The sequence below is a fragment of the Pseudomonas sp. dw_612 genome, assembly GCF_018449725.1.
In the GTDB taxonomy this organism is placed as follows: domain Bacteria; phylum Pseudomonadota; class Gammaproteobacteria; order Pseudomonadales; family Pseudomonadaceae; genus Aquipseudomonas.
This window is the reverse complement of the sequence record NZ_JAAVVC010000003.1, coordinates 275,190-300,798: the sequence shown is the minus strand read 5'-3', so window position 1 is coordinate 300,798 and position 25,609 is coordinate 275,190. Positions and strand designations below refer to the sequence as shown.

The window sequence follows — 25,609 nt, the reverse complement described above, 5'->3', positions numbered from 1 at the left end:
ATCGGATTTTTCCTTCGATATGTGGGGGTGTTCGTGAACTAGGCGGGCTGCGTCGGGGCGGATAACCTTTGTTCGTCGCCGCAAAATCGGTGACTCGGACGTGCAAGTCCGACGGAGTACACAATTTGGTTATGGCAATTCATCGAGCGTTTTCCTATGCTCGCGAGTCGTTATGGCTGCTGTGTATGGGAGGCCTTCGGGTCTGCCGGGTGTAACTCCGCCGGTCTTGCACACCTATGCACAGCTGCCACCTTTTCGAAGCGCAAGCGAAATGGTGCCAGCTCCATAAATTACGGAGTTACACCTATGATCAAGCCAACACCGAATCCACCCGACAACCTATCCACATCCCCCTACGAATCCCTCGATTCGAAAAAACTCCACGAAGCCGCCGAACGCGCCCTCGACTACCACCTCGGCCCAAACCCCGACGCGAAACCCAAATCCAAGCGCCGCAAAAGCGCCCTATTCAACGCTAACCTCGACCTTCACACCGAAACCCTCCTGGCCAATGCGTCCGAAGACCTGCTGTCCATCAGCGCCATCGCTGCGGATTTAGCGGACGACGTGGAAGGTACTCGCCGCTCGGTAGCACTGGCGCTGAGTCGATTGGCGGATGGGGTGCATCTGATGGTGGAACGAGCACTGGATCAGATTGATTCGCCGGATCCGGGGAGCCGTCAGCGGGCTGCGGTGTAATAAAAGTACGAAGGGGACTTAAAGTCCCCTTTTTCAATGTTTATAGCTGCACCACGAACTTTACAGGCAGTGACTGGCCTTTATGGCTGAGTCTTGCGAAACCAAGCGCTTCACACCTTCGCTACCCTGCGGGCGACCTTTCTCGGCGGACAACTGATAACAGACCAATGCCCGAGATATCTTTCGCTCCCAAATCATCGCTCTTAAATCTAAAAACTTAAAATCAGCCAGATTTATTTGCTCACAGCCGGCGCTGCCAAACAAATAAATCTGTCCTTTTTAAATCGATTACTTACTAGCTTCAGAGCACTTCAATTCTTTGATAGTAGTTCCTTCGACAGGAATGTTACATAATCTTCGTTCCTCGCCGGTAGGCCTAAGTGGCGTAGTACTAAGTGTCAAATGAACACCATCATTTTTTACAGAGATATTGTCGAAACCGGCATCAGCATAATCCGAATCGAAAGACTTACCCTCAAAACTACAAAAATTCGAAGCAGACAGAATTTTCCAATTATTATCGGGACTGACAACTTGTACTTCAAGACAACTGTCATTAAACGTCTTTACATACCTAACGACATGAGCGCCCACTCGACCTGCCCCGACTTCAGAAACAGATCCGATATCATTGGCCGCGGAAGCCCTACCTATGAAAAGAATACAGACCACAGGAAAAAACTTAGAAAAACTCATCTCTCACCTCAGATAATCAACACGATCATTAAATCGCTGCGCTGGAACATTTGACCATTTTGACTGATCATTTATTACATTTGAAAATGCGGACAAGTTATTATCAGTCATATGCCTCTGAATAAGCGCCCTTGCATCCCCCGTATAATCACCCCTATATATTAAGTCTATCGCCATATCCTGAATTTTAGGATCAGTTGCGTCCCAATTCAAATTCCCATACAACGTAGTCACTGTATTTTTACCCGAGATCCGTATAACTTCACTTTTCATAAACTCATAAACCGTAATAAACAATTGATACTGCTGCTTCCTCGTTATAAATGTTTTCCTGATTTCTGGACTTGCACTATTCAAATAGTTCCTAGCTGCGGCACCACTCAAGCCTTTTGCTCCTATGAGCCAGCTAAACAAAGGTTCAGCTATACCCACAGCGGTAAGATCAGTTTCAGGATTTGGTCTTTGCCCTAAATCGTATCCTCTACCGATTGTCACCCCAGAGACACTTCCAGGCCAATGTACTTTTCGGCTGAAGTACTGATGCAATGGATCTGCGGGGTTTTCCAAGTCATTTCCCTCTGCATTAAAAGTCAACTGCCCACTTTCAACTTTTAACCACTTCAGATCATTATCGTCATCGAATACGAGAAAGTTACTCACAAAACTAACAGGATGAAAATGGCTAACCAAATCTGTACTCATGAGAGATTTGACGGCAGGCTCCTCCCAAAAAACGTAATTATCTATTCGTTCCTTTTCATGCATTAAAGATTTTGGAGCGGCTTCCAATATTTTGTCCAGCCGACTCCACTTGGAATTATCGGATTTAAACTTCCACTCGGTTGGATGACGAGCGATAAGCTTTGACCATTGATCTCTCGTGTCAGCATTTTTTAGCGCATCAGCGAGTTCAGTGGGGTCAATATCACCATTTCCGTCTTTATCAATTTTTTTAAATAGATCCTTAAAAAACTGCGGCATGTCTTCTGGATCAAGAAAGCCATCAGCAGTGGCATTGGATTCTTCAACTACGTGAAAGCCCAACTTCGTCCAATCGTGCTGAGTAATAATTACAGCTTCCGATTTTTTGATCAGCCCAGAGATTGGTAAGTCCTCCCCAACCACACGAACTTCGTACCAATCATCGGAGCCCTCTTTAATAAGCGGCGCTTTAGTCAAATCTATCGCGTGCTCTTTCTTTAGAGGCTCGGTGGTGCCAATGGCAGGTGCTTTGTTGTTGAGCTTAGTTCCGACTGGCAAATGCAAATATTGCTTGCCTGTTTTCAATCCGGCGAGGTTATCGAGGAAATCTTTGACGTCGGCTTCGGAGGTGAATATTTCGATATGGACCTGATATTTACTATCTGTCACGCCCGACTCATCAAGGACGTTTTCAGTTTTGCCAAGATATCCAATCGGGTCGCCAGCCTTGATTCCGGTGCTCGCCGATTCAACCGAATCGAAACTGGAAGGTATCAACGACGTCCAGTCGACCATGTGGTAATCGGAACTATTTTCTATACAGGTCCAAAAACTCTCCGGTACAGATCCTGCGGCAGCCAAGCCGCCACTGACCATAGTGCATTGCGCCATTCGCCGAAGTTTTCCTTCAACGATTAGATTCAGTACTTCTTTGCTATCAAACTCAACGACGCTGGTAGGAATGAGCTGCTTGTTTCCGCTTCGGGCCCCTACAGGCTGACCGTTTTGGGGCCCAGCGGGCGCTTCGTAAAGGTCAAGCTTATTGGCTGCGGTGGCTTTAACCTTTCCCTGCCAATAATTGGGCCTCAGTCGTCCCGGGACCTTGTCCGCAGTCCAGATCGCCTTATCTTGCGAGTTTAGATAGGGAGCGTCGTTCTCCTTATAGGCGAACCAGACCTCATCTCCAACGTTTCGTGTTTTGTGTGAACCGTTTTTGACTGATCCAATCAGAATTTTGCCCTTGGCGTATGTCTTGACTCCATCAACAGCCTGATCAAGGATTTCTAACTTCGTACCCTTTTTTATTAAGCCGTAAGAAACCGCTCCTTGTATCCAAGGAGCCTTGTCGTAAGCCTTGTAGTCACCAAAATTCATGGTCACTACAGGTTTGGGGCTTTCTTCTGGCGCCAATGGATAGCGGTCATAAGGCAGCAGGTGCATGTATAGACTGAAGAAAGTCAGTTTATTCTGCTTACCCTTATTCGGCCCCTCTTCCGGGTTTGGTGTCGACATGTACTCATGGCGCACCAAGCAGAAAGAGTTGGAATACTTAAGCTTCTTCGCTGTATTGCCGTCGCCAAAGGTTGACTCTAGATAATCTTTATTGAGTCGATAGGCGACGACCTCACCATCTGCCATACAACGCACAGGTTCATTCAGCACGCAATGTGGGGCGCTTTTGTCACTGATGTGAATACCGCCGTGCCAGAACTTGTTGCTACCCAACAGATAGTGACCCGACCGTTCAGCCTCAAGAACTTTGTAGACTTCTTCTGCGTCAGTGAATTGTTTGCCGTCAGCCTTTCGGAATGGATACTGAAAGTTCATGAGTGGTGCCGGAACTGCGGGGGCGGGTGCAGGAGTTGCCGCGGGTGCGACGGCCGGAGCAGCACCGGATCTATATTCCTCTTTTGCTCTCAAAAACTTCGTCGGGACAGGCCAATAGTACGCAGGTGGGTTTTTTCCAAAAACTGCCTCCGAAGGGCCTTTCGTTGTTTGCGCACCAAAAAAATCGCCCGCGCCAGAAGCCGGGTTGAACCTTATGACAATTCCGGTGTGAAACAGACGACGCTCGCCACCTGTCAGGGGAAGAATATTGATCCAAAGGGCTATATCGCCTTTCTTTACCTCTGCTGGCGGCATCTCCGTGTAATAGGAGGATTCGTTCATGGCGGTCGTATCCTCATACGGGATTTGATAGCCCGCGCCAGTGAGCAACAAGTTCACCATATGAGAACAGTCGATCAGCTTTTTGCCTGCCGCGTTCGTTTGCAGGCCATCACCGCCCATCAGGTACACGTATTCGTTATTGGTGTACTGGCCCGTTAAATCGAGTGGTTCAGTCATTTCTGCATCCTGCAAATTAGTAGCAATTGCCAACTGGGGTCACGTTTACGTTCTGCGCATTCAATCGTTTGAGGTTCCCGATGGCGGTGTCATCACCTTTGTCGGCAGCGAGGCGATAACACGCCAGCGCCCTCGACAGATCTCTCGTGACCAATCGCCCTTCTTCAAAGGAGTAACCCAAGTAATTCATGGCTGCGGCTGAGCCCATCGATGCGGCACGAACAAGCTCCTTCTCCGCTTGATCAGGATGCTGGCACAGACCTTCTCCTGCCGTATTGTTTCCGTAACAGTAAAACGTTGATAGAGCGGCGGCACCGTCCGCGAGAGTGGTCGCCGCCGCTTTAAAAAGCGTCTCTACCTTCTCTGTTGCCAACTGCGGCGCCATACCCGAAAGACTCAAACTCGCAGCATTCAAACTGGCCTGTGGATCACCCGAAGCAGCCGCACACAGGTAGTTCTCCAGCGAAGCTTCGAAAAACTCACCTGTCAGGCGGTATTGTTCCAACCCTCCTAGCCCTCCAAAGGCTTCCGCACGCTGGTAGCAAAAATTTTCAGCAGTGCTCATGTTCGGCTTACTAGCCGTCACAAGATCTTTCTCGCTGATCGACCAATCTTCAAATCCCTCAAGCACCCAGCAAGCCTGCCGTGAAAAGTTGAAGATCTTGATGTTGCTGTTACCCGCTCGCTTATCCACAACGTTGAAGTGACTGTCGTCAACGGCTTCGACTTCAACACCTTCAGTCTTGTCTGTAGCTACGGGCGCCATTAGTGGAAACACCAAAGTGGAACTGCTAACTCCGGTCGTTTGTGGCTCAAAAGCCCCGTGCTCTCCTATTGGTTTTAAGACCAGCGACTTCACCGTCATTGCAGTCAAACGCTGCTGAGTTTCAGCATTCGCAGAAAACGCTGGCAGAAATTGGGCGAAGTCTTCTGACGGACACTCATCCGCATAAACGCTTCCATGAAACAGGCTCAGCACTGACGCAGTAAAAAACACAGCAACGAAGCGATTTTTTTTCTTCAAAACGGCATTCATGTCGATCACTCAGAAAACACAAAAAAAGCCTTCGGTTTAACCTTCTCAGGCGGCGCATTCATCAACGCCTGATCCATCAAACTCCCCGCCTTATCCTGATCCGCAGCCCCCGGCAGCACCGGCGGTTTAATCCCGATCCCCGTCCCGCTCCCGGCCGACCCACCGGCATTGATTTTGATAACGGGCCCAACGACGGTAATGCCGCCAGCATCCAGCTTGATAAAGCTCCCACCCGCCTTCACGGTGAGCTCCATCCCAGCCTCAATAACAATCTTGTCCCCAGCCTTAAGATGTATCTCTTTCCCCACACTCGTCAGCTGCGCGGTCCCCAACTTCACATGCTGGTTCTGCCCAATCGTCAGGTGATCATCCATCCGCGTTTCAGTCTTGCGATCCGCAACCGTCGTGCGATGTTCTTCGGCCTTCAACTCGGTGTAGGTGTTCTTTTCGACGGTGTCGTGGCGTTCATTGCCGACGCGAATCTTCTGATCATGCTCAATGTTTTCATCCCAATCCCGCTGGGCATGCAGGTAGATCTGTTCCGCGCCTTTTTTGTCTTCAATCCGCAGTTCGTTGTACCCGCCGCCCCCCGGTGAGCTGAGGGTTTTGAACACGGTGCGGGTTTTGTTCGCGGGTAGTTCGTAGGGGACCTGGTTTTCCTTGTGGTACAGGCACCCGGTCACCAGGGGTTGGTCGGGGTCGCCTTCGAGGAAGGTGACGAGGACTTCCATGCCGATGCGCGGGATGGTGATGGCGCCGTAGCGGTCGCCGGCCCAGCTTGAGGAGACGCGCATCCAGCAGCTGGTTTTGTCGTCGGCCTGGCCTTCGCGGTCCCAGTGGAATTGCACTTTGATGCGGCCGTACTGGTCGCAGTGGATTTCTTCGCCCTTGGGGCCGGTGACCAGGGCGGTTTGGGTGCCGAGGACGCGGGGTTTGGGGTGTTGCAGGCCCGGGCGGTAGAACACGGCCCATGGGGTGGCGAGGAAGCGGTTGCGGTAGCCCTGGTGGAAGTCGTCCTTTTTGTCGGTGGTGTCGCTGGGCACCGACTCTTCCAGCACTTGCGGCTGTTTGCCTTCGTGGAAGATTTCGGTGAGCAGCCAGAGGTCGTTCCACTCTTGGCGTGGGTGATCGGACATTTCCAGAAAGTGCCCGCTGACCAATCGGGTTTGGTCACCTTTACCTTCGGCTTGTTGGTAGTCCGCGCGGTGGCGTTCGAGGGCGCGCTGGCTGAGGAATTTGCCGCGCGCGCGGTCGATGAAGCGGCCCGGGTAGTCGTAGTCTTCGAGGTCCGGTTCGGTGCTTTCGCCGTCGGGTTTGTAGCCGGACTCCAGTTGCAGGCGCGGTTTTTCGAAGTCGTAGTCGCGACGGGTCGTGCGGCTGGTGCGGGTTTCCAGGCGCAGCTTGAAGCCCTTTATCACCGGTTCATCCGCGACCATGCCACTGCCTTGCACATAAGCGGTTGGCTGGCCGAGTTTCGGGAACACGGTCTGGTCGTCACCGAACACCAGCAAGTGGCCCTTGGGCGTGTGCTGGAAGTGGTAGTGAATGCCTTCCTCTTCGCACAGACGCTGGATGAAGTGCAGGTCGGTTTCGTCGTACTGCACACAGTAATCGCGGTCCGGGCACACAACGCTCAACTGGAAGTTGTAGGCGTTGCTCTTGATGCCGTGTTCTTCGAGGATCAGCGCGATGATTTTCGGCGCGGACATCTGCTGGTAGATGCGCTGGTTGGTGCGGTGGTGCAGGTATTGCAGTTGTGGCACCAGGGAGATTTTGTAGCGGGTCAGGCGTTTGCCGGCATCGCCTTGGGCGACGCGGTAGATCTGGCCGTGGATACCGGAGCCCTGCGGGTCGAACGCCAGGAACGCCTGTTTGTGCAGGAGTTTTTCCAGGTCCAGGTCGGGGTTTGCGCTGACCAGTTCCAGGTCGAAGCGATACGGCTGGCTGATGCCTTCGGTGCCGGTGAACGACAGCACTTGCAGGTCACCGACGTAGTCTTCAACGGTCAGGCTGAAGTGGGTTTCGTTAGCGGGGTTGAACATTGGTCGATCCCTGTTCGAGTGTCATCCGTTACGCCCATGGACGCAGGCGTTGCAACCAGGACGAAGTGGCGCCCATGGCGCTACGTAATTGGGCCGCGCTGATGGTGCGGTCGGCCGCGTTGAAGGTCAGCGCTTTGCGCAGGGCTGGCCAGCAGTGTTTCGGTAGATTTTTGGGGGCGTGCAGTTCGCGCTCCAGGCGTTCGTCCCGGGCCTGGGTCGAGGGCAAGCGGCGGAACGGGTGTTTGCCGCCGGCCAGTTCGTAGAGCACGCAAGCCACGCCGTAGACGTCGGCGCTGGCGGTCAGCGGCTGGCCTTCGAGCAGTTCCGGGGCGGCGTAACCGGGCGTCCAGGCGTTGAAGCGGCTGCGGCTCAGGTGTGGCAGGCCAGGCAAGATGCCCTCCTCGGCCTGGCCGAGGCCGAAGTCGAACAGGCGCACGCCTTCTTCGCTGAGCATCACGTTGCTCGGTTTCATGTCACCGTGCAGCACGCCGCGAGCGTGGGCGTAGGCCAGCGCGTCGAGCAGCGGCAGCGCGATGTCGCGCAGTTCTTTCCACGGCAGGCCCAGGGGCCTCTCGCAGAGTAATTTGTCCAGGGTCAGCCCACGCATGAGTTCCATGGTGATGAAGGCGCGCTGGCAGTCGGTGTCGACTTCAAAGGTGTGAAAACGCAGCACGTTGTCGTGGCGCAGGCGTCGGGTCAGGGCGAACTCGCTGTAGAGCAAGGCACTGGCGTCCGGCGATTCGGCAAATTCTTCGCTGAGGATTTTCAGCGCGATGTAAGGGTCGGGATCGCCGAACTGTTCGTTCAGCAAGTCCCGTGCGCGGTAAACCGCACCCATGCCACCGGCACCGAGCAGGCGCTCGATGCGGTAACGGCCTGCGAGCACGTCGGGCAATTCGCCGACGCTGGCCCGGGTTGGCGCCAGCGCAGGCGTGGCCTGATGCGGCTTGGCGAACGCGAAATAGGTCAGGTTGTTGTCCTGCTCTTCGCTCACCAACAGGTCGTCGATCGGTCGCACGAGTTCAGTCATTGGCGGATCACCACGGCAGTCAGGTTGTCCCGGGCCGAGCCACGCAAAGCGCCGTCGAACAGACGCTCCAGCGCAACGTGCGGCGCGGTCAGGCTCAGGGCGTTGCCCAGGGCATCGCTGCTGAGCCCTTGGTACAAACCGTCGCTGCACAACAGAAACGTATCGCCGGGGTAAACCTCGAGTTCGAGCACATCCAGCGTCAGCACATCGGCCGCCCCGACCGCACGGGTCAGGGCATGGGCCGATGGATGGGCGCGGGCGTCTTCGACGCTCATGTTTTGCTCGTCGATCAGTTGCTGTTGCAACGAATGGTCCTTGGACAGCTGATACAACCGCTGGCCACGCCACAAATAGCAACGGCTGTCACCGGCCCAGATGCAGGCCGCGCGACTGCCTTCGACCAGCAGCGCCACCACGGTGCTGCCCATGATGCTGTCGTGGCGCCCGGCAGTGACGGTCAACTCCTGACCCAAGCGGCGATTGATCCAGTGCAAGCACTGGCGAATGCCTTTGAGTCGTTCGTCGAAGTCGTCCTGCTCCGGCAATTCCGCCAGGCTGGCGACGATCAACTGGCTGGCGATGTCGCCACCCTGATGACCGCCCATGCCGTCCGCGACCACCCACAGCCCCTGCTGTGGACAGTCGAGGAAGGCATCTTCGTTGCGCGCCCGAACCTTGCCCGGATCGGTACGCGCAGCGCTGCGCCAGGGACTGGCAACCAGCATCAGAGCTGCACCGGCATACGGAAGGTACGCAGCACGCCCATGTCGAACGGGTTCGGCGTGCGTTGGCTCATCAGCAGGTAGTTGGCGCGCAGGCCACCCACGTCCGCTTTCAGCACCAGCACGTCGCGACCGTTCAGGTACTCGGTCTGCATCAGGTCGAACAGACGGAACAGCGACCATGGGCCGGAGTTCTTCTCGATACCGATCGGGCGACCAACCATTTTGTCGAGGACCAGGCTGGTGCGACCGTCTTCAGCATCGGTCGGCCATTTGAAGGCCACCGGCACGATCGGGCCGTGACGGTACTCCATGGTCTTGTCGCCAAACTTGAACTCGGAACGGCTGACGGCCGGGTCGAGGGTGTACGGCTCCAGTTTGAATTGCACTTGCGGCTCAGCCGGGTTCTCGGCAAAGAAGCTCTGGCGAATGGTTTGCGCCGCCGCCATCTGGTCGAGGTAGACCTTGGAGATCGGCAGGCTGTGACCATCGACGCTGCGCATACGGTAGTTGCCCGGATCGCCGCTGACGAAAGGACGCATGTAGGTGTCGAAGAAGCGATCGACGATGCCCTGGGCCTTGAAGAACTCGCGGAAGTCGCTGATCGCCACATCGCTGGTGCTGTGGGCGCTGAACGGATAACGCTTGTTGATCGCCTTGCCATAGAAGCCGTACAGCTCGCTCTGGTAACGCTGGTTCAGGTATGCGTAGGAATCGTTGAGCACCAGACGCCAGGTGTCTTCGGCCAACACGTTGAACCAGACACTGACCGGACGCGGCAAACGGTTAGACGCGTTGCGCAGATTGCTCAGCGCATCACGCTGGCCGCCCATGCGGGTCTTGGCCATTTCGAATGCAGCCTGCTCCGGCGAACTGGCGCGGGCCAGGCTCGCGACTTGCAGTTGCAGGTCGTTGAGCGCGGTCAGGGCCGGGGTCAGATCAGCGGCCGGGCCGTTGTTGTCATCCAGCAAGCGGTGCAGCGGTTCGAAGCGCCGTTGCAGGGATTTCTTCGCGGTGTCCGGCAGGTTTTTGGTCGCGGCCATGTCGGAGGCTTTGTCGGCAGCGGCCGACGCCAGTTTGCCGAGCTTGCCCAACTTGCCTTTCTGATCGGCCAGTGCGCCAGCGGCATCCGCCGCCTGATCAACCGGCTCGGCTTCCGCCGGGAACCGGGTGTTCTCGCGCACTTCCACCAGCAGTTGCAGTACCGGGGAGTTGGCCGAGGTCAGCCCCGCCAGTTGCTCGGCGCCTTCACTGAAATCGCTGATCGCCGGCAAGGCAACCTGGCCCACGGCTTCGCTCCAGAAGTTGGCGTAGTCGCGGAAGTACAGTTGCTCCAATTCGACCATCAAGCGACGCAAGTCCATGCCGCTGATGCCCGAGCCTTCGCCCAGCACCCAGTTGTCGCGCAGGATGTCGGTGACCAGCGCAGAACCCTGGATCGAGAAGTACTGCTGATAACCCTGTTGGGTGTAGAACCCCGGGATCACGTAGTCAGTGCCGACAAACAGCGAAGCCTGCGGCCCCATGTGTTGGCTCAAACGGTATTCCGGCAGATTGCGGGCCTGCTCGCGCAGCATCCGGTAAACCACGTTGGCCAGGGACTCGCTGCGCAAGACCTGACGCGCCTGGGCCACCAGTTGATCGTTGAGCGGGTAGATAAACGGCTGTTGCAGCAAACGCTCAAAGTGCGTGTTCAAACCGTTCTGCACCGCAGTGTTGCCGGCGTAACGCGTGGACCAGTCGGTCGCGACCCAATCCTTGAGCCAGCCGGCGTCGCGGCGGTCTTTCATGTTCAGCATCAGGTACGCACGCAGGCTGTTGAGCAAGCGCTCGCGGTCCTGCATGTTGGCGCGGATCTGCCCTTCGAGCAGAGTCGCGACCCGTGGCAACAGTTGCGCTTCAAGCTCACGCTCGTAGGCAGCCTTGACCACCGGGTTGGCCTCTTCGCCCTGATACAGACCGCCGCGCTCGTGGTAACCCACATCACCTTTTTTCGGGAAGACCTGAGTCGCCGCGTAGCTGCTATCGAGAGTCTTGAGCACCGCCATGGAATCATCACGCGGCGTAAGCGCCGACCGAGACTGCGTCCAGTTTTGTGCCAGGGAACGCAGGTTTTCCAGGCGCTCGTAGTTGGCCGAGAAACCGCCCGCCCACAGCATGCCGAACAGTGCCAATGCCGCCAGTGCGCCCACGTACAAGGCACGCTGGCCCCAGTGGATGCGGCTGCGTTCGCGTTTGTCCAGGCCGGCCAGATCGGCTTCCGGGAAGATCACACGGCTGAGCAAATGGTGGATGAAACGCGAACGACCGCTGCGCAGGGTTGGCAGCACGCCAGCGTTAATCCCCAGATTGGCGCCGATGCCGGCGGTGGTCTGGTCCATCTCTTGGGTCAGATGTGGTGCGCTGGTCAGGTAGAAACCGCGCAACTGGCTGACACGCTGGTAGCGGTTGCCGGTGAACGCCATGTCGACGAACAGGCACAGGCGCTCGCCGATCTGCCCCAGTTGATGCGGGAAGTCGAGGATGCGGCCACGGCGCTGGGTGTCGCGCTCCTGGTGCATGCGCATGATCACTTGGCTGTTCAGGCGACGCAGCAGCTCTTCGAACTCGGCCCGCAGCACTGTGACATCGGCGCCGCTCTGTTCCTTGCGGAAACTGGTGCCGAGTACCTGATCGCTTTCTTCGCGAGTCAGTTGATCGAAGAACTCGTCGAACCCGAGCAGGCTGTCAGCCTTGCTGAGCACCAGGTAAACCGGCACATCGACGTGCAGTTTCTGATGCACGTCTTGCAGACAGGCACGGACCTGGCGCGCCAGGGTGTCGAGGTCTTGCTCGCTGCCGCCCAGCAGGGTTTCCACCGGAATGGTCACCAGCACACCGTTCAACGGACGGTTGCGGCGACGCTTGCGCAGCAGGTCGAGCAAAGTGCTCCAGGCGCTGCCATCGACTTCGGCATCCGCTTGGGTCAGGTAGCGGCCAGCGGTGTCGATCAGCACGCCGTGGTCGGCAAAGTACCAGTCGCAATGACGGGTGCCGAGGGTGTCGCGGGTCAGTTTGCGGTCGATCTTGTTGATCGGAAACTCAAGGCCCGAGAAATCCAGCAAACTGGTCTTGCCGCTGCCCTGTGGACCGATCAACAAGTACCAGGGCAAATCACTGCGCCAGCGCTCACTGCGACCGCGATACAGGCTCGAGGTCTTGAGGGTTTTCAGCGCGTCTTTGAAACGCACTTTCAACTCTTTCTGCTCTTCGTCGATCAGCTCTTCACGGCGGATACGATCCTGGCCGTCTTCGGTGTCTTCGATGGCTTTCTTGCGAACACCCGCGCGCCAGCTGACGAAGACCATGGTCAGGCCCCAGATCAGGAACAGCACGCTGATGGTCAGCAGGCGGGAGGTCGAACCTTCCCAGAACTTGTAATCATCCACGGCCAGCAGCGGCCCGACGAACCACACCAGCAGCGCGACGAACAGCACCACCAGCAGGGTCCAGACCCAGGTCTTGCGCAAGAATGCGCCGACTTTCTTGAAAAACTTTTTCATCACACGTCCCTGTTTACGGCTTCGACAGCGGCTGGACCGCGGCCGGATCTAGCTGCTGATAAGGTTGCAGAACGGTTTCGCGTTGCTCGCCCAGTACCCAGGCAAAACCCGAATACATCACCACCAGGCACACCAACGTGAACAGCACCACCATCCAGGCCGGCACGATGCGCACCAGGCTGCGGCGCTGATCGTTCAAGCCTTCCCAATGGGGCGACAATTCACGTGGCACGTCGCCGCGCAGTTGACGAATCTGGCGATACAAGGCGTCGCGGATGCCTTCGAGCTCGAGCATGCCGCGGGCTTGCACCCGATATTTGCCTTCGAAGCCCAGGGACAGGCACAGGTACATCAGCTCCAGCATCGGCAGGTGCTTGACCGGGTTTTTCGACAGGCGATCCAGCAACTGGAAGAACTTCTCACCGCCGAAGGTTTCGTTGTGGAAGCTGCTGAGCAGGCTCATTTGCGACCACTCGCTTTCGTTGCCCCACGGTGTGGTCACGACGGCTTCGTCGACCACGGTGCAGAGCACGTAACGGGCGGCCATCACTTGGCTGCTTTCGGCGCCGTTGTGCAGGGCGCGCACTTCAAACAGCTTCAGCGCGGAGGTCAGTCGCTCATTGAGCGCGTACATGTCTTCGCGGGTGTCGCTGTGCTTGAGGCGCACCACTTCCGACAACAGGTCGGAACCTGCGGCCACCAGCGAATTGAGGCTGATGTTGAACGCTTCCGCCGGGCGCAGACGCGCGGCGTAGATCATGCGTTCTTCCAGCTGTTCGAAACGCGGTGGTGCAGCGAAGTCAGTCAGCGGACTCTGCGCCGGGCCGTGGCCCTGACGGTCGAGCAGGACGGTTTTATCGTCCTGGTTGTGTTCCATGTCCTTAATCATATCGATCAGTTCCTGATGGCCCAGAATTTCAGTTCAAGCTCGGCAAATTCGCCGGACACGTGGAACGCGAAGCCGCCGGAGCGCTCGAGCTGTGCCAGGTCTTCGGAACTGAGTTCGAGGATGAAATAGGTTTTGTTGGAGTGGAACGCGATCTGCCGCGGGGCCACCGGCAACGGCTTGACCTTGATGCCTGGCAGATGCAGGTTGACCAGTTGGCGGATGCGCTCCACCGGGCCGACCTTGAGGTGCGCCGGCAAGCGGTGGCGCAGTTCTTCGGAATCGCAGTTGGCACTGGCCGCGAGCACGAACGACGCCGAGCCCAGCAGTTTGTGGTCGTGCAACGGCGAGACGATGATCCCGTACTGACGCGCTTGCAGCACCAGTTCGATGGCGTGCTGTTCGAGCACCATCGACAGCACCTGACGAATCGCTTCCATCAGTTTGCGGAAGCTCGCGCCCTGGTCACTGTGCTGGTAACGGCTGTCCAGACGCGGACGTTTGCTGTCGCTGGAGAACGTCGCCAGATCGCCGAGCATGGTCAGCAGCGTGCGGTACAACTCTTCCGGGTGAACCTGTTCCAGGCCAAGGTAATGGCGCAGCAGCAGTTCGGTGCGGTTGATCAGTTGCAGCATCATGAAGTCGCCGACTTCCGCGCCACCGACCTTACCGTTGGAACGGATCCGGTCGGCGATGGTGTCGCCCCGGTGGCCGAGCATGCTGATCACTTCTTTAAGGCACGACAGCAAGTAGCTGGAAGCGTGCGCCTGGATGTAGGTCGGCACGAAATCCGGGTCGAGGCTGATCACGCCGTCGGGCGTGGTGTCGAGCACTTCGCAGACCTTCAGTTTCACGTAGGCCTGGTCGCTCTGTTGCTCGCCGAGCAACAGTTTGAAGTCCGGGCGGGCGCAGCTGACCTGGCTGGAAGAGTCGTCACCGGCGTTGGAGTCGGCGACCTCGGCTTCATACGCGGTGAAGCGCGCGAGCACGTCGGATTGCTCCGGGCGACGGGCCTCGATGTGGTTGCCGGTGACTAGCGGCAACGCCAGGTAGATTGGCGTGTTGCCGGTGTTCGGCGGTACGTCCAGGGCCAGCGGCTCGGTGTTGCCGCCCAGCTCGAACAGGCTGCCGTCCGGCAGAATCCCTGAGGCCTGGCTGATCACCAGTTTGCCCATGTTGAGGAACTGCAAGTCGATGTCCAGGTTCAGGAAGCCCCAGGTGTAGCTGCCCAGCAACTGGGTGCGGGTCTTCATCTGGTGGTCGTAATAGCGATCGTTGTGCTGGAAGTGCTGCGGACGCAGCAGCATGCCTTCCTGCCAAATGACTTTATGGGAGTTCATGATCAGTCAACCGCCTTGGCGAGCGTTTCATTGGTGTTGCGGATGCCGGACTGGTCGAGTGTCAGGTCAGCCTCGGTGAGTGCCACCGGGGTGACTTGCACCGTGTAGCGCCATTTGGTTTCCGGCAGGTCGCGGTAGGCCGCGAGGACGCCGACGTAACGGCTGCCCTCCTCCACACTGAGCTTGAGCTCGACGGTTTCGCCCGGACGCAGTTCCAACTCTTCGGTCGCCACCATGTCCGGGGCCAGGGATTCCTTGGCGCGCTCGTACAGGCTGAAGAAGTCAGCGTTCTCGAACGCCACCGGGTGCTTGAGTTCAAACAGGCGCACGACAATCGGCGACGGACGACCGTTGAGGTCCGGGTTCAGTTGATCGCTGGCGGTCAACTTCAGGTTGAGTTTGGTTACGGTGGAATACGGCGACAGCGACGAGCAGCCGGCCAGCAGCACCAGGGCCGCGAGCGCTGTCAGCGTCTTGAAAAAAGCGGTCGAGCAGCGAGACATGCGCATCATCCTTGGTGGTCGTTGTGAAGGGAGGAAATCAGGCGGATCTGTTCTTCGTAGGCCTGGGCAAAGTCGCGGGCCAGCAGGCGTTCGCTCCAGTCATCGTCCTGACGCAGGGCTTGGTGATAACGGCCGTAGGCTCTCCAGCGGCTGCCGGAAGTGGCCAGGATCGGCTTGTTGTCGCGCTCGAAGCGCAAGGTCAGTTGCTCGGGCGAGAAGTGCTCCAGCGTGCCGCGGACCGCTGCGCGACTGGCGGTCAGTAACGCCACCTGGTGCGCCTGCAAATCGCGGAACGAACGGGAGATGGCCTGTTCGGCCGGCAACTGCCCCGGCTTGTTCGGCTGCAACAGAATGCCCAGCGCTTCCCCGGCATCAACGGCGAAGCGCAGCGGGTTTTTGTTGGTGCCCTGAACGATGGTCTGGGCCAGGCGCAGTTCGTTTTTCAGCTCGCTGCGGGTACGCAGGCTCTGTTGCAAACCGCCGACGCTTTGCTTGAGCAAGCGCGCAGCGTTCAGCGCCACGGCTTCGCGGGCGTCGTGGTCGAGGCCTTTGAGGTCCACGCCCAGGGCGGCACCGAAGTGCTCCCAAAAGCCTTCGCTCTGACGCTCGACGGCTTTCGGCGCCGGGGCTGGCGCAGGTTCGGCCGGGGCTTCGATCAGCTCCGGCACCATCAGGCTTTCCATGTCGATGCGCGCGTAGTCGGCGCGTTGACGGGTGTCTTCGGGCGCCGCGCGCGGGGAGATCAGTTCGTCGATTTCCGAGTACACGCGCTCTTGCTGATCGAGGGCGTTCAGCGGGTCGAGATCGAGGAACGCATCGTCAGGAATGATGCTGCCCGCCGCCTGCGGACGGCCGACTTCGACGTCGAAGGTCGCCGGGTCGCGCACCAGTCGCGCGCGGATCTCGAAATCACCCAGCACGTAGACGCTGCCGTGCTCGATGCGCATGGCTTCGCCCTTGCGCAGGCGCGCGCCGCTTTCGCTGTCCTGGATACCGTTGCTGCTGGTATCGGTCAGGTAAAACGTGCCTTCGCGGTAGCTGATCAACGCGTGGTGGTTGGACAGGTGACGCTTGCGGTCCGGAATGATCCAGTCGCAATCCTCGCCCCGGCCAATCACGCCACCGGCCTGCTTGAAGGTCTTCTGGCACAAATCCGTGGGCACGAACTGCTTGGTGTTCAGCATTTCGAAAACCAGTTCCATGATGATGCTCCTTGCGGTCACTTGCCGCGATTGACCGCCTGCGGATCACCCAATGGGCGATAGGTGTTGTCGTTGAATTTGTAATTGCCGCTGCAGCCGCCGAGGCCGCATAGAACGACGAGGGTCAGCAGGACGGCTTGCCAGTGACGAAGAGGCATCAGAGGGTCTCCATGGGTAGACAAAGCACAAAGCGCCGACCCTTTCGGGCGGCGCTGTAAGAAGCGAATGAGGTGAAATCGAAGGTCGTTTGCCTACCCATCGAAATCACCCAAGTTGATATTCAGGCGCCCGAGGCGATACAGCAGGGTGCGGCGTGGCAGCCCGAGTTCGCGGGCAGCGAGGGTCTGGTTGCCGTCGTTTTTGCGGAGGCAATCGAGCAACAGACTGCGTTCGACTTGCTCCAGGCGTTCGCGCAGATTCAGGCCGCTGTTGTCTTCCGGCATGGCTTCCATGCGCAGGGAGAAATGCTCGGCCAGCAACTCGCCGCCCTCGCACAGCAGCACCGCGCGTTCGACCAGGCCTTTGAGTTCCCGCACGTTGCCGGGGAAGGCGTAACCGGACAGGTGATTCAGCGCGGCATCGGACCAACGCACCGCATCCCGTTGCAAGAACGAGCAGGCCTTTTCCGCGAAGTGTCGGGCCAGATCGAGAATGTCGCCTTCCCGTTGACGCAGGGCCGGCAACTCAATCGGGAATTGCGCGAGGCGGTAGTACAAGTCCTCGCGGAATTTGCCTTCGCTGACCAGCACCGCCAGATCCCGGTGCGTGGCGGCGATGATGCGCACGTCGATTTTGTGGGTGTCGTTGGAGCCCAGCGGACGGATCTCGCCTTCCTGCAATACGCGCAATAACTTGGCTTGCAGGGACAACGGCATGTCACCGATTTCATCGAGCAACAAGGTGCCGCCATTGGCCGCGTCGAACAGCCCGGCGCGGTCGCGATCAGCGCCGGTGAAGGCGCCTTTGCGGTAGCCGAACAGTTCACTTTCCAGCAGGTTCTCGGGGAACGCCGCGCAGTTCTGCACGATGAACGCCTGGGAACGACGCGGGCCGCAATCGTGAATCGCTCGCGCCACGACTTCCTTGCCGGTGCCGGTTTCGCCACGCAGCAGCACGGTGTACGGGCTGTGCAAGACTTTGCTGATCAACGAATAAGTCTGGCGCATGGCCGCGCTTTTTCCGATCAAGCCATAACCGCTGATGCTCGGCACGCTGCGGGTGGCCGGCGCTGTGGCACCCACGGGCTGACGCAGGCGTTGCAGCAAATGCAGTTGACCGAGCACAAACGAACCCAGTTGCCCAAGGGAATCGGCAAAGCCTTGCAGGTCGATATGGCGGTGGCTGGCGCACAGCAGCAAGCCTTCGACGGCCTTCTGCTGATTGACCAGCGGCACGCACAGCAGTGATTGCCAGGGTTTGACCTGAGGCGGCAGAAAGCTGGTTTCGTGCAGGCTGCCGCTCAATTCTCCCAGGCTCACCACGCGGTTCTGGCACAGGGCAAATTGCAGCAATTGCTCACCGTTGTAGTCCGCCGGCAGGCTCGCCGCTTCCCGGGGTTGCAGGATGCCGTTGAGGCACTCGGCGTTCATCCCCAGGCACATGTGCGTCGCGTCCAGCAGGTACAACTGGGTCAGCTCGCAACCACTGAGTTCGGCCAGGCCGCGCACGAAGTCACCCAGCAGCGCAGCACCGTCCGCCGCCCGCGACAGGCTGGCGAACTGCGCCAGCAAGGCTTCAGCGTAGACCAGTGGTTGCGGCACTTGAGTGAACATCACACCCACCTCAGGCGAACTCGCAGATCACGCTGGCGTTGCCGTCGAGCGTTGCGTGAACGCGCTTGAGGCTTTCACCGGTGGCCATTGCGTCCAGCAAGCGGTCGGCAACCAGCGGCAGGACGTGCAGGTCCAGCAGATGGTCGATCAGGCGCGCGCCGCTGTCGCTCTGGGTGCAGCGCTCGGACAGGTGATCGACGAGGTTCTGGCACCAGGTGAAATCCAGTTGACGACGATTCAGGCGTTCGCCCAAACGACCGAGTTTGATTTCGATCAGCTCGCGCAGCACCGGGCCGCCCACCGGGAAGTAAGGGATCACGCGCATCCGCGCCAGCAGTGCCGGTTTGAAGTGTTTGCTCAGCACCGGGCGAATGGTTTCTTCCAGCACTTCGGCGGATGGTCGCTCGCCGTTTTCACAGAGTTCGGCGATGAGGTCACTGCCCAGGTTCGAGGTCATCAGGATCAGCGTGTTGCGGAAGTCGATCTCGCGCCCTTCCCCGTCGTTGGCCACGCCTTTGTCGAAGATTTGGTAGAACAGGTTGAGCACGTCCGGGTCGGCTTTTTCGACTTCATCGAGCAGCACGACGGAGTAAGGCTTCTGGCGCACGGCTTCGGTGAGCATGCCGCCCTCGCCGTAACCGACGTAGCCCGGCGGCGCACCGATCAGGCGCGACACGGTGTGCTTCTCCTGGAATTCGGACATGTTGATGGTGGTGATAAAACGATCACCGCCGTACAGCAAATCCGCGAGGGCCAGGGCGGTTTCGGTCTTGCCTACGCCGCTCGGGCCGACCAGCAGGAACACGCCCACCGGCGCGTCGGGCTTGTTCAGGCCGGCAGCGGTGGCGCGCATCGAGCGGTCCAGTGCGTGAACCGCTTGTTCCTGGCCACGGATGCGGATGCGCAGGTCAGTGGCGAAACTCGCGACCTTGGCGTTGTGCTCGCGGGCCAGTTGCGCCAACGGCACGCCGGTCCAGGCGCTAATCACTTCAGCCACCAGACGCGGGCAGACTTCGAAGCTCACCAGACGTTCTTTGACTTGCAGCGCCGTCAGGGTTTTGTGCGTTTCGTTGAGTGCGGCTTCCAGTGCTTCGACGGTTTGGGTTTCGTCGACAGGCACTTCGAGGGTTTCGATCACGGTGCCTTCGGCGTCTTCTTCAACCGTGACGGTAGGTTCCACGGTGACGGCGACCCGAGCCTTGGCCAGTTGTTGACGCAGATCCAGCAGGCGTTCGGCGAGTTCTTTCTGTTCGGTCCAGAGCGCTTCCAGGGCAACGCTCTCGTCTTCAGCTTCTTCCAGGCGCGCTTCCAACGCCTCCAGCGCTTCGAGATCAATCAACAAACCGGCCTCGGCATCCCGGCGCAGGGCCTGACGCTGACGACCGCCTTCAGCCAGTTCGCCACGCAGGCGCTCCAGGCTTTCCGGGGCGGCGGCGAGGCTGATGCGCACGCGGGCGCACGCGGTGTCGAGCACGTCGACGGCTTTGTCCGGCAGTTGACGCCCGGCGAGGTAACGCGCCGACAACTCGGCCGCTGCGACCACCGCGTCATCGCGCAGGTAGATGCCGTGGCTCTTCTCGTAAACCTGAGCCAGGCCTCGCAGGATGGTCACCGCTTCGCTGACGGTCGGTTCGTGCAGTTGCACCGGTTGGAAACGACGGGCTAGGGCCGGGTCTTTTTCGAAGTATTTCTTGTACTCCGCCCACGTGGTCGCAGCGATGGTGCGCAACTCGCCACGGGCCAGGGCTGGCTTGAGCAGGTTGGCCGCGTCGGAACCGCCCGCATTGCCGCCCGCGCCGATCAGGGTGTGGGCTTCGTCGATGAACAGGATGATCGGTTTTGGCGAGGCTTTGACCTCGTCGATCACGCCTTTGAGCCGACGTTCGAATTCACCTTTGACGCTGGCACCAGCCTGCAACAACCCCATGTCCAGGGACAGCAGCTCGACGCCTTTCAAGACTTGCGGCACTTCACCGGCGGCGATGCGCGAGGCCAGGCCTTCGACGATGGCGGTTTTACCGACACCGGCTTCACCGACCACGATCGGGTTGTTTTTGCGACGACGGGCGAGGATGTCGACCATCTGGCGGATCGCGCCATCGCGGCACAGCACCGGGTCGAGTTTGCCGTCGCGGGCCTGTTGGGTCAGGTTGTGGGTGAAGCGCTGCAACAGGGATTCGCCGGGCACGGCCGATTTGCCGGTGGCCGGTTGCTCTTTCTGGGACAGGGCGAATTCTTTCAGGCGCTCTATGTTCAGCTTGGCCAGCAACGCCTGGTAGCGACTGCCGGCGTAGCGCATCGGGTTACGCAGCAGTGCGAGGATCAGCGCCGCTTGCTCGACCTGGGTCTGGCCCAGTTCAAGGTTGGCCACCAGCAAGGCGTCTTGCAGCCATTGCACCAGTTCTGGAGCGAACACCGGGTTACGCGAAGCGCTGTGCTCGACCCGGGATTGCAGCGCGGCGCTCAGTTCCCCGGCGTCCACTTCGGCATCCTGCAGCGCGCGTGCGAGCAGGCCATTCGGGCGCTCCAGCAAGCCCAGCAGCAAGTCTTCGACGAGGATCTTACTGCCGCCACGGGCGACGCAGCGTTCGGCCGAACTTTCCAGGTCGCGACGGGTTTCGGCGTCCAGCGCCTGAATCAGTTGTTGCAGGTCTACGTTGCTCATTTGGTCATCTGTCCTTAATGAATTTTGCTGCCCAGGGTCACCACGCCGTCCGCTTTTTCGCGGCCCAGCCAACTGGTCCATCCCAGGCGACAGGCGTTCTGCTCACCGATTCGCAGTTCGCGGATTTCTTCCTGGCGCAGCACCAGGCGAATGTCGTAATCAAGCGGGTCACGCAGGGTGAACCGCACCAGCGCGCACAGCGGCTGGTAGCCGAAACCGATCGGCAGGAATTCGTGAAAGCGCAGCCAGTCGAGCTCGCGGATATGAATCCGGAACTTGCCGCTGCGGTCGCGCACATGTTCGCCCAGCACCAGGTCTTCGCCGAGCATGCTGTTGGCGCGACCGAGGCGGTTGCGCTGCTCGTCGAGGATTTCCACGCGACGCTCGATGCACTGCTCGATGGTCAGTTCGGCGTGTTTGAAGTAGTAACGCAGCACCGCTTCGATCAGCGCCGCCGAGTGCGCCCGCAAGCTGAGCAGGCCGAGGTACGGCAGCAGGCGTTTCCAGTTCAGTTCCTTGGCCTTGCGGATCTCTTCGCCGCCGAGGCCAATCAGCGCGAACAGCTGCGACGAGAACGGGTCGAGCGCGCCGCTCTCGAAGCTCGCGCGGTATCGATACTTGCGCCAGATCGGCAGCATCAGCCGTTGCAGGCGATGATGGAACAGGTCGAGGAAGTGGCGCGTCGGGTTGCCGTCTTCGCTGTCGCCCAAGGCTTGTTCGCCGTAGAACGCCGGCAGCGGCGAACCGGAGCCGACCAGGCCGATCAGGTTGAAACGCATACGCGCGCGCAGGTGCCCGTGCTCGGTGAAAAACTCCACGCGATCGACGTCACTGCCAGGGAAACCCAGGCTCGGGTTGGCCTGGAATTCCAGCTGATCGTACAAGTCGTCCTGGCTCAGGTGCGGGTGGGCCTCGCGCAGCCGGTCAACCACCAGCAGCACGGCCTGAAACAGCGAGTACTCGCGTATTCCTCGGGTCAGTCCGCTTAAAGCAGCGGCTGAAGGCCCATACGTGGTGTCCATTGGTACACCTCTCCCTGTGTGCTTTTTACGCGTAGCTCGTGGTACGAATTGAGACTGGCGTAAAGCGCGAAAAACTCGTTAAGAACCGAAGCGAAAACGAACAGGTCGCCCTCGCCGATATACCCTTCCGGGTCGATGGTCAGCTCGGTGCGCAACCCGCGTACCGGCAACCCTCGGTGCAATCTGTCGACGTGCTGGTGCTTGATCGACTTGAGCCCGCCCAGCAGGCGTTTGCTGACTTTTTCCGCGTGTTGGTCGTAGTAGCGCGGCAGGTCGTAGGTTTCGAGAATCACCTTCAACGCATTGACGTCGGCCAGGGACAGATAGTTAAGCGACATGTTGCTGATCAGCTTCCAGAGGAAGTCACGGTTCAGCGGTGGCGCATAACTCGGCGTGGCCGGGGTGATGTTGCGGAAACTCAGGAACTCCGGCGTCTCTTCGCAGGCCTGGCTGATGTCGCCGAGCTTGAGCTTGCGCGGCAGGTTCTGGTTGGTGCACATCAGCTCGATCGACAGGGTTTCGTGGGCTTCGGTGTGGCGGATGCCGAAGCTCAGGTAGGTGTCGAGGCCGTCGTGCAACGAGGACGAACGCTGGCGGATGCTGTAATGCGGACGGCTGTTGGGCACGTCGAAACTTGGGTCGTGCTCGAAGGATTCGAACGGCACGTATTCCTGATAGCCGAGGCCGCCGGGCTTCCAGCCTGTGACGGTTTCCACGGAAAACACGCCGCAGTTTTCCAGGTCGTATTCGGCCGGCAGCAGCAGGTATTCGTCTTGTTTGCCGTCGAGGCGGATCGGCAGTGCATCGTGCTTGAACAGGTTCACGATCGGCGTGCAGTAGAGCTTCACGTTGTCCAGGGTCGGACGCAGGCGCTGGATGCCGCTCTTGCGAATGTCGAAGCGCAATTCGAGGCCGCGCACTTGCTTGAGGGTGTCTTCCGGCAATGCCTTGAGCAGGTCCAGACCGTTGATATCGACGAACAGGAATTTATCCTGGAAGGCGAAATACTCTTGCAGGTAGCGGTAGCCACGGAAGGTGTTCAGCGGATACGGGATCAACGCTTCTTCTTCGGCAAAACCCACCGGTTGCACGCGGTCGCCGGGCATTTTGAACGCCATCGGTGTGCCGTTGACGCCATTGATCGGCTTGCCGGCGCCGTCCAGCGGGATCAGTTCGATGCCTTCCAGGTTGCGCAGCAGGCTCAGATAGAGCATCTGGCTGATGTAGCGCTCGCCGGCAAAGTGCAGGCGCAAGCGGCTCAGTTCCAGCTCACCGAGGTGGCCGTCAGCGCTCATTTCCAGACGCAAGCTCAACAGCGAACCGTCGCCCTTCACCGAGTAGTTCAGCGCGGCCAGGTCCAGCGGCAAGACTTCGGTCGGGTAGCAGGTGCGGAAGCGGCAACGCACGTCATCAATCGGGACGCTTTCCACCGGTGTGTCGCGCTCGACCACCAGAGCAGGACCCGAACGCTTCAGCGGGTCGAATTGCAAAATGCTGAACGCCGGCAGCGGCCGCATGTAGTTGGGCCACAGCAGGTGCATCAGCGAATGGCTGAGTTCCGGCAGTTCGTCATCGAGCTTCTGGCGCAGGCGCCCGGTCAGGAAAGCAAAGCCCTCGAGCAACCGCTCCACGTCCGGATCCCGCCCGGCCTGGCCCAGGAAAGGTGCCAACGCCGGGCTACGCTCAGCGAATCGACGTCCCAACTGGCGAAGTGCGGTGAGCTCGCTTTGGTAGTAGTGGTTAAAGGACACGGGTTACCTGCCTGGTATGAAATCTCATGAATAAAACGTCCAGTAGAGCGCGGCCGTCAGCCCGGAAATGACGTAGCCGACGACCAGCAGGTAAGGCAACATCGCCACCCACATCACCATCAGTCCGAGCCCGACAAGTTGCCCAAAAAGCAAAAGCCCCAGCCCGCCGATCACCCATGGCGCCGCGTAAAAAGGAATGAACGTCAGCGGCGCGCACAGGATTTTCTTCACAACCTGCTGTTCGGCTACTTTACTCAGCGCTCGCGTTTGCCAAGCGGCAAAAGCGATATAGGCCGGGACGCCGAACGAGAGGACGTGTATCAGCACGAACTGCTTCCAGTCTGGTTTCACTGAGTAGCCCGCGACCCAATCCAGGATCATCAGAGCCACCAGCACGACAATCGGCACCCAAAGGGCGGCGCCCAGGAACAGGCGTCGGCTCAAGCTGATCACTGGCAAACACCTGCGTTCATGGCGTACACCATGTGCTTACATCACGCTTGTCAAAACCCGCGCATGTGTTGTCCCTGGCGATCAACCGGTAGGGCATTTCAGGGGTGCGGGCGAAGTAGTAAAAATTCAGCAGGTCTTCGCCATAGACCCAATAAGAACTCGAGCCCTGATTGATGTCGTAGGGTTCGAACATCCAGATGGATGACTCTGGCGGAATGAAGTTTTCCCGATCCATGAGCAACATCAGGGCGTTGGAAAACACCGGTGTCGTCCAGGCCAGGAACGCCGCTGCCGCCACAAGGGCAGCCAACCCGCGGGCCAGGGGATGTCTGATGAGCGCACCGGTGGCCAACTTCACGACTGGAACACTCCCTTGCTCAACCGCCACCGGGTCAAAGCCGTCGTGACGGCCCGCGTCACCAGAATGGCGGACACGGTCAAACCACCCGCCAGCGCGCAATACGCCATGCCGCGAACCGGATACTGCGGCAGCATGTAGAACAGGATCGACGCCATCATGAAAATCGCGATGCCAAACTGGATCGCCAAGCGATGGACAAAGACCAATACGAAATTCAGAAACACGAAAAAATAGAAAATCAGGTACATGGCCATGCCGATGACGACACCACGAGAAGTCAGGCCCCCGGCAAGCTGTTTGTAGACAGGCACGGCGTAGCCATTCAAAACGATGTAGAGCACGCAGGCCAGCGAGTGAACCATCAGGCCAATCACCCTAGCGCTATGCATTTTCAAATGCAGCCACGTCATGCGTTTCCCTGGTTGACCTTGACTTGACCGCTGCCATCCAGGCGCGCGGCAAAACTGACCTGACGCTTGAAACCCTCAACTTCCAGCAGGCCTTCGATGCTGAAGGACAGGCGAAGTTGATCGTGATCACGCGGCAGGGAAATGACACGCACATTGCTCAGGCGCGGCTCGTAGGCTTCGATGAAATTTTCGATGGCCAGACGGGCCTGACTCAGGGAGTCGTGCAGGCTCAGACGCATGTCATTGAGATCGGGTAGCCCGTAATCGGACAGCGTTTGCACGCTGCCCGCACGGGTGCTGAGCATCTTGGCCAGATGGGCAGCCACGGACGCCATGGCGGAGACCTCGCGGCTCCAGCCGACGCGTTTGTCCGCGTCGCCACCCAGGCGTTCGAAAAGGCTGCCGTATCCAGTCATGAGTTAGGCTCCG

Annotated in this window: 20 protein-coding genes; 1 reads left to right on the top strand and 19 read right to left on the bottom strand. The window is 58.9% G+C overall.

The window, feature by feature from the left end; genetic code table 11:
* The first annotated feature begins 306 nt into the window (after nt 1-306).
* On the top strand, nt 307-699 hold the full coding sequence (locus tag HB680_RS07000; RefSeq protein WP_213937823.1) for a DUF6124 family protein: 393 nt from the start codon (nt 307-309) through the stop codon (nt 697-699).
* 699 nt (nt 700-1,398) lie between these two features.
* Here the strand turns inward: HB680_RS07000 and HB680_RS06995 are convergent.
* The 19 genes from HB680_RS06995 to tssE all read right to left on the bottom strand — a co-directional run bounded on the left by HB680_RS06995 (nt 1,399) and on the right by tssE (nt 25,596).
* Nucleotides 1,399-4,443 (bottom strand): calcium-binding protein, encoded by a 3,045-nt coding sequence (locus HB680_RS06995; protein WP_213937822.1) that lies wholly within the window; start codon nt 4,441-4,443, stop codon nt 1,399-1,401.
* Nucleotides 4,444-4,459: 16 nt separating this feature from the next.
* The gene (locus HB680_RS06990; protein WP_213937821.1) at nt 4,460-5,479 is read right to left on the bottom strand and encodes a sel1 repeat family protein; all 1,020 of its coding nucleotides are present in this window, start codon (nt 5,477-5,479) and stop codon (nt 4,460-4,462) included.
* Between the two features lie 5 nt (nt 5,480-5,484).
* The gene (gene tssI, locus HB680_RS06985) at nt 5,485-7,521 is read right to left on the bottom strand and encodes a type VI secretion system tip protein TssI/VgrG (RefSeq protein WP_213937820.1); all 2,037 of its coding nucleotides are present in this window, start codon (nt 7,519-7,521) and stop codon (nt 5,485-5,487) included.
* A gap of 28 nt (nt 7,522-7,549) precedes the next feature.
* The gene (locus tag HB680_RS06980) at nt 7,550-8,551 is read right to left on the bottom strand and encodes a serine/threonine-protein kinase (RefSeq protein ID WP_213937819.1); all 1,002 of its coding nucleotides are present in this window, start codon (nt 8,549-8,551) and stop codon (nt 7,550-7,552) included.
* Nucleotides 8,548-9,276, bottom strand: a complete 729-nt coding sequence (locus tag HB680_RS06975) for a PP2C family serine/threonine-protein phosphatase (RefSeq protein ID WP_213937818.1) — start codon at nt 9,274-9,276, stop codon at nt 8,548-8,550. The genes HB680_RS06980 and HB680_RS06975 overlap by 4 nt, the downstream gene beginning before the upstream one ends.
* Nucleotides 9,276-12,815, bottom strand: a complete 3,540-nt coding sequence (gene tssM / locus HB680_RS06970; RefSeq protein WP_213937817.1) for a type VI secretion system membrane subunit TssM — start codon at nt 12,813-12,815, stop codon at nt 9,276-9,278. Before tssM ends, HB680_RS06975 begins: the two co-directional genes overlap by 1 nt.
* Nucleotides 12,816-12,828: 13 nt before the next feature.
* Nucleotides 12,829-13,704 (bottom strand): type IVB secretion system protein IcmH/DotU, encoded by an 876-nt coding sequence (gene icmH / locus HB680_RS06965; RefSeq protein WP_213937816.1) that lies wholly within the window; start codon nt 13,702-13,704, stop codon nt 12,829-12,831.
* Nucleotides 13,705-13,709: 5 nt separating this feature from the next.
* Entirely contained in the window at nt 13,710-15,041 is a 1,332-nt protein-coding gene (tssK, locus tag HB680_RS06960; RefSeq protein WP_213937815.1) for a type VI secretion system baseplate subunit TssK, read from the bottom strand.
* A 2-nt stretch (nt 15,042-15,043) separates the two neighbouring features.
* Nucleotides 15,044-15,544: a type VI secretion system lipoprotein TssJ gene (tssJ, locus tag HB680_RS06955; RefSeq protein WP_213937814.1), complete on the bottom strand. Its 501-nt coding sequence runs from the start codon at nt 15,542-15,544 to the stop codon at nt 15,044-15,046.
* A gap of 5 nt (nt 15,545-15,549) precedes the next feature.
* Nucleotides 15,550-16,746, bottom strand: a complete 1,197-nt coding sequence (tagH, locus tag HB680_RS06950; RefSeq protein WP_213937813.1) for a type VI secretion system-associated FHA domain protein TagH — start codon at nt 16,744-16,746, stop codon at nt 15,550-15,552.
* 17 nt (nt 16,747-16,763) lie between these two features.
* Nucleotides 16,764-16,904 carry a type VI secretion protein gene (locus HB680_RS06945; RefSeq protein WP_213937812.1) on the bottom strand — a complete coding sequence of 47 codons (141 nt, stop codon included), beginning with the start codon at nt 16,902-16,904 and terminating at the stop codon, nt 16,764-16,766.
* Between the two features lie 93 nt (nt 16,905-16,997).
* Entirely contained in the window at nt 16,998-18,518 is a 1,521-nt protein-coding gene (locus HB680_RS06940; RefSeq protein ID WP_213937811.1) for a sigma 54-interacting transcriptional regulator, read from the bottom strand.
* A 10-nt stretch (nt 18,519-18,528) separates the two neighbouring features.
* On the bottom strand, nt 18,529-21,183 hold the full coding sequence (gene tssH, locus HB680_RS06935; RefSeq protein WP_213937810.1) for a type VI secretion system ATPase TssH: 2,655 nt from the start codon (nt 21,181-21,183) through the stop codon (nt 18,529-18,531).
* 14 nt (nt 21,184-21,197) lie between these two features.
* On the bottom strand, nt 21,198-22,205 hold the full coding sequence (tssG, locus tag HB680_RS06930; protein WP_213937809.1) for a type VI secretion system baseplate subunit TssG: 1,008 nt from the start codon (nt 22,203-22,205) through the stop codon (nt 21,198-21,200).
* Nucleotides 22,169-23,956, bottom strand: coding sequence for a type VI secretion system baseplate subunit TssF (tssF, locus tag HB680_RS06925; RefSeq protein WP_213937808.1), 1,788 nt, complete (start codon nt 23,954-23,956; stop codon nt 22,169-22,171). The genes tssG and tssF overlap by 37 nt, the downstream gene beginning before the upstream one ends.
* Before the next feature lie 24 nt (nt 23,957-23,980).
* Nucleotides 23,981-24,409, bottom strand: coding sequence for a hypothetical protein (locus HB680_RS06920; protein WP_346657356.1), 429 nt, complete (start codon nt 24,407-24,409; stop codon nt 23,981-23,983).
* Nucleotides 24,410-24,425: 16 nt separating this feature from the next.
* Nucleotides 24,426-24,719 carry a hypothetical protein gene (locus tag HB680_RS06915; protein WP_256735474.1) on the bottom strand — a complete coding sequence of 98 codons (294 nt, stop codon included), beginning with the start codon at nt 24,717-24,719 and terminating at the stop codon, nt 24,426-24,428.
* Nucleotides 24,720-24,763: 44 nt separating this feature from the next.
* The gene (locus tag HB680_RS06910; protein ID WP_213937807.1) at nt 24,764-25,180 is read right to left on the bottom strand and encodes a hypothetical protein; all 417 of its coding nucleotides are present in this window, start codon (nt 25,178-25,180) and stop codon (nt 24,764-24,766) included.
* Entirely contained in the window at nt 25,177-25,596 is a 420-nt protein-coding gene (gene tssE / locus HB680_RS06905; protein WP_213937806.1) for a type VI secretion system baseplate subunit TssE, read from the bottom strand. The genes HB680_RS06910 and tssE overlap by 4 nt, the downstream gene beginning before the upstream one ends.
* Nucleotides 25,597-25,609: the final 13 nt, after the last annotated feature.

What these genes read in the sequence shown, in the direction of transcription:
- HB680_RS06995 (WP_213937822.1), bottom strand. Translation starts at nt 4,443, where the DNA reads ATGACTGAACCACTCGATTTAACGGGCCAGTACACCAATAACGAATAC.
- tagH (WP_213937813.1), bottom strand. Translation starts at nt 16,746, where the DNA reads ATGGAACTGGTTTTCGAAATGCTGAACACCAAGCAGTTCGTGCCCACG.
- HB680_RS06975 (WP_213937818.1), bottom strand. Translation starts at nt 9,276, where the DNA reads ATGCTGGTTGCCAGTCCCTGGCGCAGCGCTGCGCGTACCGATCCGGGC.
- icmH (WP_213937816.1), bottom strand. Translation starts at nt 13,704, where the DNA reads ATGATTAAGGACATGGAACACAACCAGGACGATAAAACCGTCCTGCTC.
- HB680_RS07000 (WP_213937823.1), top strand. Translation starts at nt 307, where the DNA reads ATGATCAAGCCAACACCGAATCCACCCGACAACCTATCCACATCCCCC.
- HB680_RS06980 (WP_213937819.1), bottom strand. Translation starts at nt 8,551, where the DNA reads ATGACTGAACTCGTGCGACCGATCGACGACCTGTTGGTGAGCGAAGAG.
- HB680_RS06910 (WP_213937807.1), bottom strand. Translation starts at nt 25,180, where the DNA reads ATGACGTGGCTGCATTTGAAAATGCATAGCGCTAGGGTGATTGGCCTG.
- tssH (WP_213937810.1), bottom strand. Translation starts at nt 21,183, where the DNA reads ATGAGCAACGTAGACCTGCAACAACTGATTCAGGCGCTGGACGCCGAA.
- HB680_RS06940 (WP_213937811.1), bottom strand. Translation starts at nt 18,518, where the DNA reads ATGTTCACTCAAGTGCCGCAACCACTGGTCTACGCTGAAGCCTTGCTG.
- HB680_RS06945 (WP_213937812.1), bottom strand. Translation starts at nt 16,904, where the DNA reads ATGCCTCTTCGTCACTGGCAAGCCGTCCTGCTGACCCTCGTCGTTCTA.
- tssJ (WP_213937814.1), bottom strand. Translation starts at nt 15,544, where the DNA reads ATGTCTCGCTGCTCGACCGCTTTTTTCAAGACGCTGACAGCGCTCGCG.
- tssM (WP_213937817.1), bottom strand. Translation starts at nt 12,815, where the DNA reads ATGAAAAAGTTTTTCAAGAAAGTCGGCGCATTCTTGCGCAAGACCTGG.
- tssG (WP_213937809.1), bottom strand. Translation starts at nt 22,205, where the DNA reads ATGGACACCACGTATGGGCCTTCAGCCGCTGCTTTAAGCGGACTGACC.
- tssK (WP_213937815.1), bottom strand. Translation starts at nt 15,041, where the DNA reads ATGAACTCCCATAAAGTCATTTGGCAGGAAGGCATGCTGCTGCGTCCG.
- tssI (WP_213937820.1), bottom strand. Translation starts at nt 7,521, where the DNA reads ATGTTCAACCCCGCTAACGAAACCCACTTCAGCCTGACCGTTGAAGAC.
- tssE (WP_213937806.1), bottom strand. Translation starts at nt 25,596, where the DNA reads ATGACTGGATACGGCAGCCTTTTCGAACGCCTGGGTGGCGACGCGGAC.
- HB680_RS06990 (WP_213937821.1), bottom strand. Translation starts at nt 5,479, where the DNA reads ATGAATGCCGTTTTGAAGAAAAAAAATCGCTTCGTTGCTGTGTTTTTT.